The organism is Cocleimonas sp. KMM 6892 (assembly GCF_035798195.1).
Classification (GTDB): Bacteria; Pseudomonadota; Gammaproteobacteria; order Thiotrichales; family Thiotrichaceae; genus Cocleimonas; species Cocleimonas flava.
This window is the reverse complement of sequence record NZ_JAPFBV010000002.1, coordinates 752019-767437: the sequence shown is the minus strand read 5'-3', so window position 1 is coordinate 767437 and position 15419 is coordinate 752019. Positions and strand designations below refer to the sequence as shown.

The 15419-nt window shown below is 39.4% G+C and carries 14 protein-coding genes; 6 read left to right on the top strand and 8 right to left on the bottom strand.

Annotated features, from left to right (window positions below; genetic code table 11):
- Nucleotides 1-70: 70 nt before the first annotated feature.
- A complete protein-coding gene (locus OO007_RS08995; protein ID WP_325808542.1) occupies nucleotides 71-3724 on the top strand; it encodes a hypothetical protein in 3654 nt (1217 codons plus the stop codon).
- 282 nt (nucleotides 3725-4006) lie between these two features.
- On the opposite strand, the gene OO007_RS08990 is transcribed toward OO007_RS08995, so the two are convergent.
- Nucleotides 4007-4726, bottom strand: coding sequence for a hypothetical protein (locus OO007_RS08990; RefSeq protein WP_325808541.1), 720 nt, complete (start codon nucleotides 4724-4726; stop codon nucleotides 4007-4009).
- Between the two features lie 84 nt (nucleotides 4727-4810).
- Here OO007_RS08990 and cmk point away from each other — a divergent pair, with 84 nt between their 5' ends.
- From cmk to pyrF, 5 genes are all read left to right on the top strand, one after another.
- Complete coding sequence (gene cmk, locus OO007_RS08985) at nucleotides 4811-5557, top strand: (d)CMP kinase (protein ID WP_325808540.1); 747 nt, start codon at nucleotides 4811-4813, stop codon at nucleotides 5555-5557.
- A gap of 184 nt (nucleotides 5558-5741) precedes the next feature.
- Nucleotides 5742-7406 carry a 30S ribosomal protein S1 gene (rpsA, locus tag OO007_RS08980; protein WP_131905087.1) on the top strand — a complete coding sequence of 555 codons (1665 nt, stop codon included), beginning with the start codon at nucleotides 5742-5744 and terminating at the stop codon, nucleotides 7404-7406.
- Between the two features lie 188 nt (nucleotides 7407-7594).
- Nucleotides 7595-7900 (top strand): integration host factor subunit beta, encoded by a 306-nt coding sequence (locus OO007_RS08975; protein ID WP_131905088.1) that lies wholly within the window; start codon nucleotides 7595-7597, stop codon nucleotides 7898-7900.
- A gap of 242 nt (nucleotides 7901-8142) precedes the next feature.
- On the top strand, nucleotides 8143-9168 hold the full coding sequence (locus OO007_RS08970; protein ID WP_325808551.1) for a hypothetical protein: 1026 nt from the start codon (nucleotides 8143-8145) through the stop codon (nucleotides 9166-9168).
- A 104-nt stretch (nucleotides 9169-9272) separates the two neighbouring features.
- Nucleotides 9273-9962: an orotidine-5'-phosphate decarboxylase gene (gene pyrF / locus OO007_RS08965; RefSeq protein WP_325808539.1), complete on the top strand. Its 690-nt coding sequence runs from the start codon at nucleotides 9273-9275 to the stop codon at nucleotides 9960-9962.
- A 27-nt stretch (nucleotides 9963-9989) separates the two neighbouring features.
- Here pyrF and rapZ read toward each other — a convergent pair whose 3' ends face one another.
- The 7 genes from rapZ to lptC all read right to left on the bottom strand — a co-directional run bounded on the left by rapZ (nucleotide 9990) and on the right by lptC (nucleotide 15417).
- Nucleotides 9990-10838 carry an RNase adapter RapZ gene (gene rapZ / locus OO007_RS08960; protein ID WP_325808538.1) on the bottom strand — a complete coding sequence of 283 codons (849 nt, stop codon included), beginning with the start codon at nucleotides 10836-10838 and terminating at the stop codon, nucleotides 9990-9992.
- The gene (locus tag OO007_RS08955; protein WP_131905092.1) at nucleotides 10838-11311 is read right to left on the bottom strand and encodes a PTS sugar transporter subunit IIA; all 474 of its coding nucleotides are present in this window, start codon (nucleotides 11309-11311) and stop codon (nucleotides 10838-10840) included. Before OO007_RS08955 ends, rapZ begins: the two co-directional genes overlap by 1 nt.
- Nucleotides 11312-11515: 204 nt before the next feature.
- Nucleotides 11516-11851, bottom strand: coding sequence for a ribosome hibernation-promoting factor, HPF/YfiA family (gene hpf / locus OO007_RS08950; protein WP_131905093.1), 336 nt, complete (start codon nucleotides 11849-11851; stop codon nucleotides 11516-11518).
- 102 nt (nucleotides 11852-11953) lie between these two features.
- Nucleotides 11954-13411 carry an RNA polymerase factor sigma-54 gene (locus OO007_RS08945; protein WP_325808537.1) on the bottom strand — a complete coding sequence of 486 codons (1458 nt, stop codon included), beginning with the start codon at nucleotides 13409-13411 and terminating at the stop codon, nucleotides 11954-11956.
- A 116-nt stretch (nucleotides 13412-13527) separates the two neighbouring features.
- A complete protein-coding gene (lptB, locus tag OO007_RS08940; protein ID WP_131905095.1) occupies nucleotides 13528-14277 on the bottom strand; it encodes an LPS export ABC transporter ATP-binding protein in 750 nt (249 codons plus the stop codon).
- Between the two features lie 62 nt (nucleotides 14278-14339).
- A complete protein-coding gene (gene lptA / locus OO007_RS08935) occupies nucleotides 14340-14882 on the bottom strand; it encodes a lipopolysaccharide transport periplasmic protein LptA (protein WP_325808536.1) in 543 nt (180 codons plus the stop codon).
- Nucleotides 14851-15417 carry an LPS export ABC transporter periplasmic protein LptC gene (gene lptC / locus OO007_RS08930; RefSeq protein ID WP_131905097.1) on the bottom strand — a complete coding sequence of 189 codons (567 nt, stop codon included), beginning with the start codon at nucleotides 15415-15417 and terminating at the stop codon, nucleotides 14851-14853. Before lptC ends, lptA begins: the two co-directional genes overlap by 32 nt.
- Between the last annotated feature and the right edge of the window lie 2 nt (nucleotides 15418-15419).

The following is a 15419-nucleotide window of genomic DNA, read 5'->3' as shown; positions in this document are numbered from 1 at the left end:
ATGTGGGCACTGATAAATAAAATAATAAATATAAACCCCAGTATAAAAAAATAATAAGTAGGTTGCTCAAATGAAGATGAATAATAAGATTGCCCAGGCTAATAAATCAGTTGGCACTAAAACAATAAGAAAAATGCAAAAATCCCCCATTGCGTATTCTTTAGTTGCAGGTCTGGTTTTAAGCAGCGTGAGTATAGTCGCAGAGGCAACTGCACCTTCTTATAAAGAAAAACCAGCATTCACTATGAAGATTGAATCTGTTGATGATTCTTCTAATACCACCGTAATAAGTGGAGATAACGATCAATCTGTAAAACCTGCAAAAACTACTGACGAAGTAATAAACAAATCTGCCAATCAAACAGATAACCAATCAGATAACCAATCTGCTAGTCGCAGCATACGTTTAAAAGATGGTGGTGTTATCTGGGTCAGTAAAGATCCCTCTACCTTAACCCCTGTTCTTAATGTTACTGCTCCAAACTCGATAGAAATGGAAAAAGGCGAGTTTGTCTCAGCGATGAACTTTGAGATCACCACCAACTATGCGCACTTTATCGATAGCTGGGAACTTGAGGTTTATTATGCGGAGGATGAACAGCAGAAGCATCCTATCGCATCGTTTATGGGCAAGTCTCTAGAAAATGGTCGTACGGTTAAATGGAATTGCTCAAATAAGAAAGAAAACAAACTCAAAGAAGGCGACAAGCTTAGCTATATCCTTACCGTGAAAGACAAAGACGGACATCTGGATAGAACGCATTTACGTCAGATCAGCCTAGTGGGACCGCAACGGAATATCACCGACACCGTGAGCAGTAGTGTATCCAGTAATCTTGAAAATAACCTAGACCTACAAACCATTCCGGTACACGGCTCACGCGTTAGAATCTTTGGCCGTGATATCCCGACAGACCATACGATCAAGATCAATGATGAAAGCATCTCGCTGGTTGAAAACAAGTTCGTAGTCGAAAAACTACTACCCGAAGGGCAGCATGATTTTGATATCGCAATCACTGATAGTAATCAGGATACTTATCACAAACCACTGAATGTTGATCTTAAAAGCAAGTACATGTTCATGGTCGGTCTTGCCGATATTACCGCTGGTAAAGGTAAAGTCAGTGGTAATCTGGAAACACTCAGTGACGGTGATAAATACCTCGATGGTGACATCTTCGTTGATGGTCGTTTAGCGTTTTACCTGAAAGGTAAAATCAAAGGGAAATACCTGGTAACCGCACAAATGGATACTGGTACCGATGACATTGAGAACATCTTTGATAACATCCACAAGAAAGACCCTGATAGCTTGTTCCGTCGTCTTGATCCGGACAAGTACTATCCTGTCTATGGTGATGACTCAACCATCATTGATGACACCAACAGTCAGGGCAAAATGTATGTGCGTGTAGACTGGGATAAGTCTCGTGCCATCTGGGGTAACTACAATACCGATATTACCGGTACCGAACTCAGCTCATTCAACCGCACCCTTTACGGTGCCAAGCTGAATCACAAAAGCACCCAGACCACCAAAGACGGTGACCATAAAACCGACGTGACGGTGTTCGCCTCAGAAGCGCAAAGTGCCTTTAGACATAATGAATTCCTCGGAACCGGTGGCAGTTTGTACTACTTAAAAGACTCAGACATCGTCGATGGATCAGAGAAAGTCTGGATCGAAGTGCGCCAAAGTAGCGGTGATCGTGCGGTATCCACCGTGGTCCTTGAAGAAGGGCGCGACTACCAGATAGACGACTTCCAGGGACGTATTATCCTGAATCGTCCACTGTTACAGATTGCTCAGCAATCCTACCCATCACTGATTAAAGACACCCCGCTGGATGGTGACGATGTCTACCTAATGGTGGATTATGAATACGTCCCTGACGACTTTGACAGCAATAAAGCCAGCTACGGTTCACGCGGCAAAATCTGGTTAAACGATCACTTTGCGGTCGGTGGTACTTATGCCCATGAAAATCGTACCGATGATGATTATGATCTGAAAGGGATCGACATCACCCTCAAGAAAAACAAAGGCACTTACCTTAAAGTTGAATACGCAGAAAGTGAATCAAACCAGACACAAGGCAGCTTTGCCTCAAACGATGGTGGTTTAAACTTCAACCCGTTTAATGCCAACAGCGAAGCATCCGACATAAACGGCAGCGCGATTAGCGTCGAAGCCAGAGCAGACCTGGAAGACTTTAGTACCTTAAGCGGTTCGATTGGCGCGTGGTTCAAACAACGCGATGCCGGCTTCTCAACCGCCAGTCTGGATACCGGCTATAAAACCACCGATACCGGTGTCGAAGTCATCAGCAAAATCAACGACAAGGTTGACGTCTCAGCACGAGTCACCCAGGTCGAAGAAGAGGGCTTACGCAAAGAAAGCAGCGCCAGCGTGCAAGCCGATGTTAAAGTCAGTGACAAAGTCACTTTAAGTGGTGAGATCCGTCACGTCAAAGAAGAAGACTTAACGGATGACGAAGGTACCGGCTCAAGCGTTGATGGCGAAGGTACGCTGGCAGCGTTTAAAGTTGGCTACGATGTCAATAATGAAATCAATCTTTACGGTATTGCACAAGGCACACTCAGTAAAAGTGGCAATTATGAAAGCAATGACCTGTTAACACTCGGTATCAAAGCTGCCATCAATAGCAAATTCGATCTTAATGCAGAAGTTAGCAGCGGTGATCGCGGAGACGCACTGACTCTCGGTGCAGACTACCGCATGAGTGACAGTTACAGCCTATACAGTAACTTTACACTCTCGACTGACGGTACTGAAGATAATAAAAATGCCTTTACCATGGGTCAACGTAAAACAGTTAGCGATCAACTCAAAGTGTACACCGAACATCAGTTTACACACGAATCGGCACAGTCAGGTATCGGACATACCTTCGGCGTAGATTATCAGGTAAATAAAGAACTGATCGCCAGTGCCTCGGTACAAAGCTCACGTCTGGATAAAGTAGACAGTGGCCTGACCGATCGTGATGCCTTCTCAGTTGGCTTAACCTACAAAGAAAACGCCACCGATGCCAGCACCCGACTCGAATACCGTCGCGACAAAGGCTTTACCGAAGACACCGTACAATGGGTAACCACCAACAAAATAAATTACCGCGTCAATCCATCATTAAGATTACAGGGTAAGTTCAACTACTCAGACACCAAAGATCAGGTGGGCGATACAAACGATGCGACCTTTACCGAAGCAGCGGTAGGCTTTGCCTACAGACCGATCAATCATGACCGGTTAAATGTACTGGGTCGTATCACGTATCTTTACGACTTACAGCCCGTGTCACAAAGTATCGAGCCTGATGAGAAATCATTAATCGCCAGTTTGGAATCAAGCTACCAGCTCAACCAACGCTGGGAACTCGGTGGCAAACTTGCGCATAAAGAAGGCGAAATCAGAAGTGACAGAGACGCAGGAAACTGGTCACGCAACGATGCCACACTTGCGGCAGTACGAGTGCGTTATCACATGACCAAGAACTGGGATGCGATGGCACAATACCACTGGTTAAACTCAGACGAATCACAAGACACCCAGCACGGTGCCATGATTGCCGTTGATCGTCATATCGGAGAAAACATGAAGATAGGATTAGGTTATAACTTTACAAACTTCAATGATGACTTAAGCAATACCGACGGTGATGCTGAAGGGTGGTTCATCAACTTAGTGGGCAAATACTAAAAGCAATTATTTTCAAGCAAGCGAAGAAACAAGAGTAAAAACAAAAAGGCCCAGAGATGGGCTTTTTTTATGCCTGAAATAAACCCAGATCAAAACAATCAATTAACCAACAACCAACAATCAACAACTAAATCAAACCAAACCAAACCAAACCAAACCAAACCAATTTAATAAAGCTAAAGGCACCCCCCACCTTACAGGCACTTTTTAACAGTACGAAAAAAAAGCCCTCAAAGTAGGGGGGTGGCTTTGATTATTCAGTAACTATACAAATAAAGTCGTTTACTCAGTCGATGCTTTCTTTTGAGAAGAGTTGGCTTCTATATCACTTTCATTTGCCTGTTTATTAGCATCAGTATTGATAGGATCAGTTTTCAACACTTCATTTTTATTCTGCATTATTTTTGTTGCAGGTTTTTGTGGTACAGGCTGATTAAAATTAGGATTCACCAAAGGTTTGGGAGCAAAGCGAGGTTGAATTACGGGTCTTTGTTGCATCAAAGGTGAGAATCTATTGTCATTGTAATAACGATTAGGCCCATTATTCCAGGGACCTTGTTGATTATTCCAATTGAAATTTGGCATGCCCCAATTAGAACCATTATTGTAACCATTTCTATAGTTGTTCCCCCAGTTCATGTTTGGCATGTTCCAGTTCGAACCGTAACCATTATTATTTCCCCAATTCATGGATGGCATATTCCAGTTATTACCACCACCATTATTACCCCAATTGAAGTTTGGCATATTCCAATTATTGCCATTGTTATAACCATTTCCGTTTCCCCAGTTCATGGACGGCATGTTCCAGTTAGACTGATTGTTATAGCCATTGCCATTACCCCAATTCATATTGGGCATATTCCAGTTTGAACCATAATTATTATTGTATGGTACAGGTGAATTATTGGAAAAATAACGCGGTGGGTTGGTTACATTATTGGGTGATGCATGTAATGTATTTGTTAATAATAACGTCAATAATAGTGCTAAATATTTCATGTTGTTCTCCTTCTCGTGGGTGGTATTCTTTCATTCTAAGATAGAATAAGAATATATGTATATACTAATATATAGATAGAAGTCATGAGTTTTCTCAATAAAACAGGCATAATCTCTATTTTCTTAAACTATGAATCAGTATTAATGAATTTAGCGCGTGAAAATGTACCAATTATCACTATTGATGGTCCTGCAGGGTCAGGTAAAGGAACGATATCCCAGTCTATTGCTACAAAATTAGGTTGGAATTTACTGGATAGTGGCGCTTTATATCGTCTGGTTGGTTTAGCCGCTACAATCAAAGGAATAGCATTAGATGATGAAGCTGCACTAAGTGTTATCGCGCGTGATCTTGATGTAAGTTTTAAGCCCGGTGATAGTGGCATTGTTGATATTATTCTAGATAACAATTTGGTCACCAATGATATTCGTACTGAAGAAGCCGGTGCGTCAGCCTCAAAAGTTGCAGCTGTTTCTGGAGTGAGAAAAGCCTTGCTAGAGCGTCAAAGGCAATTTCAAACGGATCCAGGTTTGGTTGCAGATGGAAGAGATATGGGTACGGTTGTTTTCCCTAAGGCTAAAATTAAGATATTCCTTACTGCCAGCGCTGAAATTCGTGCAGAACGCCGTCTTAATCAGTTGAAACAACAAGGGATAAATGCTAACCTGCGCGGCTTGATTCGTGATATTGAAGAACGCGACGCTCGCGATACTAATCGTAAGGATGCGCCACTGATTCCAGCAGAAGATGCCATTATTATTGATACCAGTACTATGAGTATCGATGAGGTTGTAAATACTGTGATGGGAGCGGTTGAAAAAGTCTACTAATTACACATCATATTAAATCAGAATTTAAAAAAATAGTGGTCCTTAAAAGCCCGATAGAAAACAGAAGTAACTATCTTTATGTATCGCTATTTAATGAACACCTTATGTCTATCAATAATGATTGGCGAAGGTTTAATTTAACCGTTTAGTATGGGTTTACTAACGTATATATAGGTTTTATACCATGAGTGAAAGTTTTGCGGAGTTATTTGAAGAAAGTCTAACGTATATCGAAATGACCCCTGGGTCTTTGATTACTGCGACTATCGTAGATGTAACTCCAGATTTTGTAACAGTAAGTGCCGGCCTTAAATCAGAAGGCGTTATCCCATCAGACCAGTTTAAGAACGAAGCAGGCGAATTAGTTGCTGAAGTTGGTGATGTGGTTGAAGTTGCACTGGAAAGTGTTGAAGATGGATTTGGTGAAACCAAATTATCTCGCGAGAAAGCCCGTCGTTTACGCGCTTGGGAAATTCTTGATGAAGCACTAACTAACGATGAAATTATTACGGGTGTGATTACTGGCAAGGTTAAAGGTGGATTCACCGTTGAGCTTGGCGATATTCGTGCCTTCCTTCCTGGTTCATTAGTTGATGTACGTCCAGTACGCGATACTGCATACCTTGAAGGCAAAGAGCTAGAATTCAAACTTATCAAACTTGACCAGAAGCGTAACAACGTTGTTGTTTCTCGTCGTGCAGTTGTTGAAGATGAGTACAGTGTTGAGCGTGAAGCTCTTCTAGAAAGCATCGAAGAAGGCAAGCAAATCAAAGGTGTTGTTAAGAACCTTACTGATTACGGCGCGTTCATCGATCTTGGTGGTATTGATGGTTTACTGCATATCACTGATATGGCTTGGAAGCGTGTTAAGCACCCATCTGAAGTTCTTGAAATCGGTTCTGAAATTGACGTATTGGTTCTTAAGTTTGATAAAGAAAAGAGCCGTGTATCACTAGGTCTTAAGCAAATGGGTGATGATCCATGGCAAGATCTTGTACGTCGTTACCCTGTTAACACTGTACTTACAGGTAAAGTTAGCAATCTTACAGACTACGGTTGTTTCGTTGAAATCGAAGATGGTGTTGAAGGTCTTGTACACGTATCTGAAATGGATTGGACAAACAAGAATGTTAACCCAGCTAAAGTTGTAACACTTGGCGATGAAGTTGAAGTAATGATCCTTGAGATTGATGCTGATCGTCGTCGTATCTCTTTAGGTATGAAGCAATGTAAAGCTAATCCTTGGGATGAGTTTGCTAAAACTGCAACTAAAGGCGAGAAAGTTAAGGGTGTTATCAAGTCAATCACTGACTTCGGTATCTTTATCGGTCTTGACGGCGGAATCGATGGTCTAGTTCACTTGTCTGATATCTCTTGGAATGTTCCAGGTGAAGAAGCAGTACGTGACTACAAGAAAGGCGATGAAGTTGAAGCGACTATTCTTGCGATTGATCCTGAGCGTGAGCGTATCTCTCTTGGTGTTAAGCAGATGGATCAAGATCCATTCTCACTATTTGTTGCAGCGAACGAGAAGGGCAGTATCGTTAAAGGTACTGTTACTGAAGTTACTCCTAAGATGGTTAAGATTGATCTTGGTGAAAACATCGAAGGCGTATTACGTGCATCAGAAATCTCACGTGATCGTATCGAAGATGCATCAACAGTGCTTAGCGTTGGCGATGAAGTAGAAGCTAAATTCATGGGTGTTGATCGTAAGACTCGTGCAATTAACCTTTCTATTAAAGCTAAAGATTACGCTGAAGAAGCTGAAGTAATGAAAGAGTACAGTTCTGCATCTGCAACGACTGGTACTTTAGGTGATATCTTTAAAGAGCAGTTAGATAAGTAAACTTTATAATGTAAGTTTATTTACCAAGAGTCACTTAAAAAGCCGATTATGTTTATGCATAATCGGCTTTTTTTATGTAATTTCAGTTGCTTATTGAATCCTGTATACTTATTATGTAAAACATAATTAATAATAAAATAACATTTTCTGTCTTTTAATAGATCGTCTGAAATGCAGGGAGAGCATAAATGACCAAATCAGAAATAATAAATATACTTGCGAGAAAACAAAGTCACTTAAGTAGTAAAGATATAGAACTATCAGTTAAGATTTTATTAGACCAAATTAGCGATACTTTAACCTCAGGTGAAAGGATCGAAATACGAGGTTTTGGTAGTTTTTCGTTACATCATAGAACCGCTAGAAAAGGGCGTAATCCTAAAACTGGGGAACAAGTTCAGTTATCACCCAAGCATGTGCCACATTTTAAACCAGGCAAAGAAATGCGTGAGCGTGTAAATGAGAACAAAGATAAGTATCCCATACAAGATTAATTCTATAAATTAGTACGTTTTCAATTTAAGTTTTATTTGCAGTGAAAGTCTGTAATTTTAAGTTAGATATATTTGGATATATAAATGGTAGAGATTCTCTTCTTACTACTTCCACTTGCTTTTTATTCGGGCTGGCGAGCAGCCCGGAAAAGCTTGCAAAGTAATCAAAAAAAAAAGCACAACTCTCTGATAGTTTTGTAAAGGGTGTAAATCATCTTCTTAGTGAAGAGCCTGATAAAGCACTGGAAGTATTCCTCAATTATCCTGATATTGATGAATACACCGCTGAAACATTTCAACTTCTAGGTAATTTGTTTAGAGATCGAGGCGAGGTCGACAGGGCTTTGCGCGTCCATCAAAACGTGATTGCGCGTTCTAATTTAAATGCCAAGCAAAAACAGAAGGCCATGTTCGCATTAGGACTGGATTTCTTCGCCGCTGGTATGCTTGATAGGTCTGAAAGTGTATTTCAGGAGTTGCTGGAAAACGATGTTAAATGGATTCCTAAAGCGGATATATGCTCATCCTTAAGAACGATCTACGAACAAACGCAAGAGTGGCAAAAAGCGGTCGAGGCGACGCATTGTGTTAAACAAAACACCAAAAAATCTGATGCTTCAAGTCACCTGATCAATCATGACAGTCTTATCTCGCATTATTATTGCGAGTTGGCGGAGATGGCCTTACAAGAGGGTAATCTACATGAAGTCGATGGTTATATTGCTAAAGCAAAAAAAGCGTATAAATTATCCACGCGTTTGATGACGTTGCAGGGTGATACAGCGCTACATCAAAAACAGTATAAGCAAGCTTTAAATCATTACCTGAAAGCCGTGAATGAAGATAGCCGTGTATTGAATATGTTGTTATCAAAAATAGAAGAAACGGCAAATCAAACAGGTGAGTTATCTTTTGTATTAGATTCACTATTAACATTATTTAAAAAGAATCAAGATAAGAGTATTTTCGAAGTGATTCTGACGTTATCCACTAAGTACAAATTAACTGAAAATGTAGATTCTTTGATTTCTGAGTCCCTAGCCAACAAGAAGTTGAATATTGAGTCGATCTATAAAGCATCAGAATATATTAATACAGGGGAGGGTGAGATTACTCCTGAAACGGGAATGGTTCTTGTGAATCAATCATTAGGAAATTATTTGAAGGGAGTACCTGCCTTTCGATGCGAGCATTGCGGTTATAAAATGCATGATTACCTATGGCGTTGTCCTGCATGTCATCATTGGGATACGGTTGAGCACGCGTAACCTCTTCACCTAAATAGGATAATCACCAAAAAAAGGCCTGTAAGTGGGGGGGTGACTTTATCTATAATAAGGTACTATTAATTTTATTATCTTGAGAAAATATCATGTCTAGCAGGTTAATTATCGCCCTTGATTTCCCAACTAAAGAGCAGGCGCTTCAATTTATAGAGCCGCTGTCTCCACAGAGTTGTAAACTAAAAGTAGGCTTCGAATTATTTGTGGCAGCAGGTCCAGACTTTGTTAAGCAATTGGTCGATAAAGGTTTTGATGTATTTTTAGATCTGAAATTTCATGATATTCCGAATACCGTTGCATCTGCATGTAAGAGTGCAGCTTCACTGGGTGTATGGATGATGAACGTTCATGCGAGTGGCGGTCAGAAAATGATGCTTGCTGCAAAACAGGCGCTCGAAGAAACACAATCTAACGCTAAGTTGATTGCAGTGACTGTTTTAACATCTATGGATAGCGAGCAATTAGCAGGTACTAATGTTGCGTTTTCTCCAGAAGAGCAAGTCAAACATTTGGCAAAACTCACTAAGGCATCGATGTTGGATGGCATTGTATGTTCAGCAAGAGAAGCTAAGATGCTCAGAGAAATTTTAGGTCCTGATTTTCTATTGGTAACGCCAGGTATCAGACCTGCTGGCTCAGCTCAAGGTGATCAGCATCGTGTCATGACTCCAGCTGAGGCGAATGCCAGTGGTGTTAGTTATATCGTAGTCGGAAGACCTATAACACAATCTGCAGATCCTTTAGCTGTGATAGATCAGATCAATCTAGATATGCAATAAGAGTTCTATAAGTGATGAATCGATTGCTTAATCAAGCTCTCGATGTTGCACTATGACAGAATCTTTATAAATCGTTTCAAAGTGTTTTGCGAGTTTTTCAATTAAGTAAACTGATCGATGATGTCCGCCCGTACAGCCAATTGAAATAGTTAGATAGGCTCTTTGGCTTGAAATGATTTTGGGAATCCATTTTTCGATGAAATACTTAAGATCTTTTTCCATTTCATTGACTAATTCATGAGACGATAACCATTCGGATACTTCTTTATCCAGTCCTGTGTATGGGCGTAGATCATGAATCCAGTATGGGTTGGGTAGGCAGCGAACATCAAATAAATAATCTGAATCTCTTGGTGTTCCATGCTTGAATCCGAATGATTGAAACATAAGCGATAGAGACTGATGCTGTGTATTGCTTACTCTAGAAGTGATTTTAGATGCGAGTTCGTAAATATTGGTGGTGCTGGTGTCAATCTGGATGTCAGCTATAACTCGGATGGGTTCGATTAGATCATATTCTTTTAGTATTGCATCCCTTAGGGTTGTATCGGGGGAGCTTAGTGGGTGTTTTCTGCGTGTTTCATCGTAACGCTTAATAAGAACCGACTTACCCGCGTATAAATATATGACATCTGTTTTAAACTTGCGTTTAAGTTTGGTCACCATTTCTGGTAGTTTTTTTAAGTATTTTTTGCCGCTTCTGATATCAACACCTACAGCAATCTTTTGATGCTTTAACAGTCGTTCGGTTTCAAATACGTTTTCAAATAATTCCAGAGGCAGATTGTCGATACAGTAATATCCCTGATCTTCAAGCGTATGAAGTACTTGTGTTTTTCCGGCTCCGGACATTCCACTTACAATTATGATATGCATCACATGTCCTCAAAATTAAAAAACTGATCAAAATATTGTGCAACTAATTCTGCATTTTCTGATTTAACCATCGTGTCTAATTCTTTATCTTTCAGAAGGCTTCGATAATAGTCAGAGAGTATCGCAGAGCATTTTTTTTGTTGTTTTTGTGGAACCAGTATCGCAAGAAAAAGCTTAATATCTTTTTTATCGGCGCTATTTAAACTCAAGCCTCGTTTTAATACCAGTAAAGCAGCACGAGGATTGGTGATATCCAGGTGCGCTCTAGGGAGTGCAATACCATTTCCAATGTAAGTGTCGCCGAGTTTTTCGCGGGAAACTAATGCATCAAAAATTTGGTTTTTAGTAACTTCTTTTTGCCCTTTTTCAAGTAATTCAGTCAAAGCATCGAATACACATTTCTTGCTTTCCATCTTTTTGACGAAAGATACTCTTTCAGGTACTAACACAGGAAGCTTTTGTTTATCAGTCATGCACTATGAATCTCTATCGGATTTATATTTAAAGTTCGGATGGCTAGTTGTTGATATTACAGAAAAAAATATAGCGATTCTATTACATTAGAATGAATTGGGTTATTGTCTTGGTGTCTTATGGGGGTGTATTATTTTTATTGATTAGCATGTCTCTTACTCAGCGTAAGAGACATGTCTATAAGTTAACAGCTTGTAGAAAAATTAAGCATATTGATCCATAACAATATTTCTATGGTTGCCTTCGTGTTTACGATGGCTGCGAATTTTTTCTTTATGCTTAAGAATTTGTCGATCTAGTTTATCGGCTAAGGCATCTATTGCTGCATACATGTCTTCTTCTTGTGCATCAGCGTAAATATGATTACCGCTAACATTGATTGAAGCTTCTGCCTTATTGTGATGTTTTTGAACTTCTAATATGACGTGAATGTTGAGTACTTGATCAAAATGACGCGTTAAGCGTGTTACTTTTTCCCGAATATAATTATTAAGTAATGGGGTTACGTCAATGTGATGACCAGTAATATCTAATTGCATATTTTCACTCCTATCATTGAGGTTGTTGCGACTATTAACCTGAAAGCCCTTTCAGTAAATCGCAGTGTGAAGATCTTGATACTTTTACTATACAGTTAACTCCTATGCGAAAGCTTTACGATCGTGAGAAGATGGTATCGATTGTGCTTCACGGTATTTTGCGACAGTACGTCGCGCTACATTGATTCCCTGCTCATTGAGCAGATTTGTCAATTTGTTGTCACTCAGCGGTTTTTTTGGATTTTCTTTAGCAATTAAGCTTTTGATCATTGCTCGAATTGCGGTCGCAGAGCATTCTCCACCAGCATCAGTACTAACATGGCTGGAGAAAAAGAATTTGAATTCATATACGCCTCTGGGAGTGTGCATATATTTACGAGTGGTTACTCGAGAAACGGTAGACTCATGAATACCTAATTGATCGGCTAAATCACTTAATACCATAGGCTTCATGGCTTCTTCGCCGTATTGAAGAAAAGGTAGTTGATTTTCGATAATGGCATGAGCCACATTAAGAATGGTGCTGTTACGGTTTTCCAGACTATTAATAAACCATTTAGCTTGTTGCAGGTTGTCTTTGATGTACTTATTCGTTTCCTGGCTGGCCGCAGTTTTTTGAGTTGGTTCTTTTAGCATATCTTCGTAGTAGCTATTAACTTTTAACTCCGTTTTCGTGCTTCCGTTAAGTGATATTTTCCACTTACCATTGATATTTTTCACATATACATCTGGAACAATATAGTCAGTAGAAGAATTATTATAGAGTTTACCAGGTTTAGGATCTAATTTACGGATCAGATGAATCAGATTTTCCAGTACCGTATCGGTTACTCTTAAGCTTCTTTTAATTCCTGTATAATCCCTTTTTTCAAGCAAGTCCAGATGTTTTTCTAATAAGCGTTTGGCTTTTTTGAATAAAGCATGATCGGCGTAATCATGTTTTAACTGAAGAACCAGACATTCTCCAAGCGATTGGGCAGCAATTCCAGTAGGTGAAAGATGTTGCACATAAGTCAGTACTGCTTCTACTTCATCAAGCTCTACAAGTAGAATATCTTCCAGTGTTTCATGAATTTGTTCGAGTGGCTCAGTCAGATAGCCATCATCATCCAGATAATCAATAATGAGTTTTGCGATTTCTTTATCTTGAAAACTGAGATTGCCCATCTCTACTTGCCACATTAAATGTTCAGTGAGGCCTTGCTCAGTAGAGTGCATGGTTTCTATGAAATCGGATGTGCTATTTGCATTTGAACTGTCAGAATTTGTTGTTTTCCACTCAGGATCGTAAATATCATCCCAGTCAGCATCGATTTTCATATCTTCAGGGATATGCTCTTCGTTAGCGTCTTTGCCTTCTAATTCGGTGTTCGATGTGGGTTTTTCTTCAATGGGTTGAGCATCATCTGATCGTTCTAGAAGAGGGTTGGTATCAAGTACTTCCTGAATTTCCTGTTCAAGTTCTGTCGATGAAAGTTGCAGTAGCTTTATCGCTTGTTGCAATTGCGGGGTCATGGACAAAGATTGTCCAAGTTTGATATTTAAACCCTGTTTTATCATTTTCTGATATCTATGTGCTCTTTATTTATTGTTAATAAAGTGTAACACGAGTTGAGTTTTTTTTATAAAAAAATGATTAATGGTACGGTTATTGCATAGGTTCATTATAACTGCGTTTATAATTTAAAATCTTCACCTAAATAGATTTCGCGTACTTGTTTATTATTCAAAATATCTTCTGCAGAGCCTTCTGCCAAGATATCGCCATTACCTAATACATAAGCGCGATCACAAATACCTAATGTTTCTCTAACATTATGATCTGTAATCAAAACTCCAATGCCTCGCGCCTTGAGGTGAGAAATGATTTTTTGAATTTCAATCACAGAAACAGGGTCTACTCCAGCAAAAGGCTCATCTAATAGTATGAAAGAAGGTTCTGTAGCAAGTGCTCTAGCAATTTCAACGCGTCTACGTTCGCCGCCTGATAGACTTATGCCCAAACTATCGCGCAAGTGCGTAATTTGAAACTCTTCTAGCAGATTTTCAAGCTTGTCTCGGCGCTCTATTTTATTAAGATCTGCTCTGGTTTCTAAGATGGCAAAAATATTATCAGCGACACTCAGTTTTCGAAAAATACTGGCTTCCTGAGCAAGATATCCAATACCTTGGCGCGCTCGTAAATGCATTGTAAGTTTGGTTAAATCAACAGCATTCTCGTTACTTGAAGTGCTCGATTGAATCTTGACGCTACCTTTGTCAATAGCTACTAGACCTACTACCATATAAAAACAAGTCGTTTTTCCCGCCCCATTAGGGCCGAGTAAACCAACGACTTCAGCGCTATTTATTTCTAAAGAGATGCCTTTTAAAATGACGCGCTTGCCGTAACTTTTATGTAAGTCTTTTGCGATTAGTACACTCAATGGTTTACCTATTATCAATCATCAACGAGATTATCTTTATTGTAAGTTTTGGGTGAATGACGTTATTTAGTCTTATTGGTAGGGTAGAAAATTGCTTTAACGCGACCTTTACCAGGTGCTTTTTTGTCACCAGCTTTTAGTTCGCCATTTACCGTGGAGTATTCGATGTGATTACTTGCGAACTGGTCATTATTTTGAGAAATACTCGCATTACCATCAAGCACTATGCGTTTTTCTTTTACTTGATAAATCACTCTATTGGCTTTTCCTTTAGCCAGTTTTCCATCATCCATTTTTTGCTGAAAACTAACAGGAGAGCCACTCGCTGTAATTCGGCTAATTTCATTGTTTACAGCATTGATTTCAATTTTAGATGCTCTGATATCAAGTGTTCCCTGAACAATTGTCACGTTTCCTTCGTATACGGCTAAACCTTTTGCTTTATTGAATAGAACGCTATCGGCATTGATATGAACAGGTTTTTCTATGTCATCTTTAAGTGCATAGACAGGCGATAAAACTATTGTAGAAAGTGCAATGGATGCGATAAAAAAACAAACAGCCTTGTTTAGTTTATTTGCTAGGGATAAGTATAGCTTGTACATTTTTATGTATCCTTAATTCTTCTTCATCGAGTTTAGTGTTAAAGCCTTGACCTTTTATGATACCGTTTACAGAATTCAGGGTAATTTCTTCTTCTGAAGATAGTTCTCTTATCAAAGGATTATAAGTCAAATTTCGAGTTAGCAATTCAAAACTTTTTGTAACTTCTGGACTATCTTTGATTGCAATAACATCTCCGTTTAGGTTTATAGGTCCGTTTTTTTCTGCCTGTTCTGCTTTTTTAGCCGTTAATGTAATAACGACACCATCCGTATCTTTGGCTATTAATTCGGGTGAAAATATCTGACTAGCCCCAGTTGATTGCTGATGGACAAGGTGTTCACCTTTAATCTGGTATTTCATGTTTCCATTTGGATAAGTATTTAAAACGCTAAAATCACTTAAATAATAATCAATGAGTTTTTCGTTTTTAGAAACAGAGAAGCCTTTAAATGAAAGCCACGTAGAGTTTAACCAGGTAAATCCCAGTGCAATAACCGTCGCCAAAAACAAGAAGAGTAAGCCGCTTCGGTTCATTT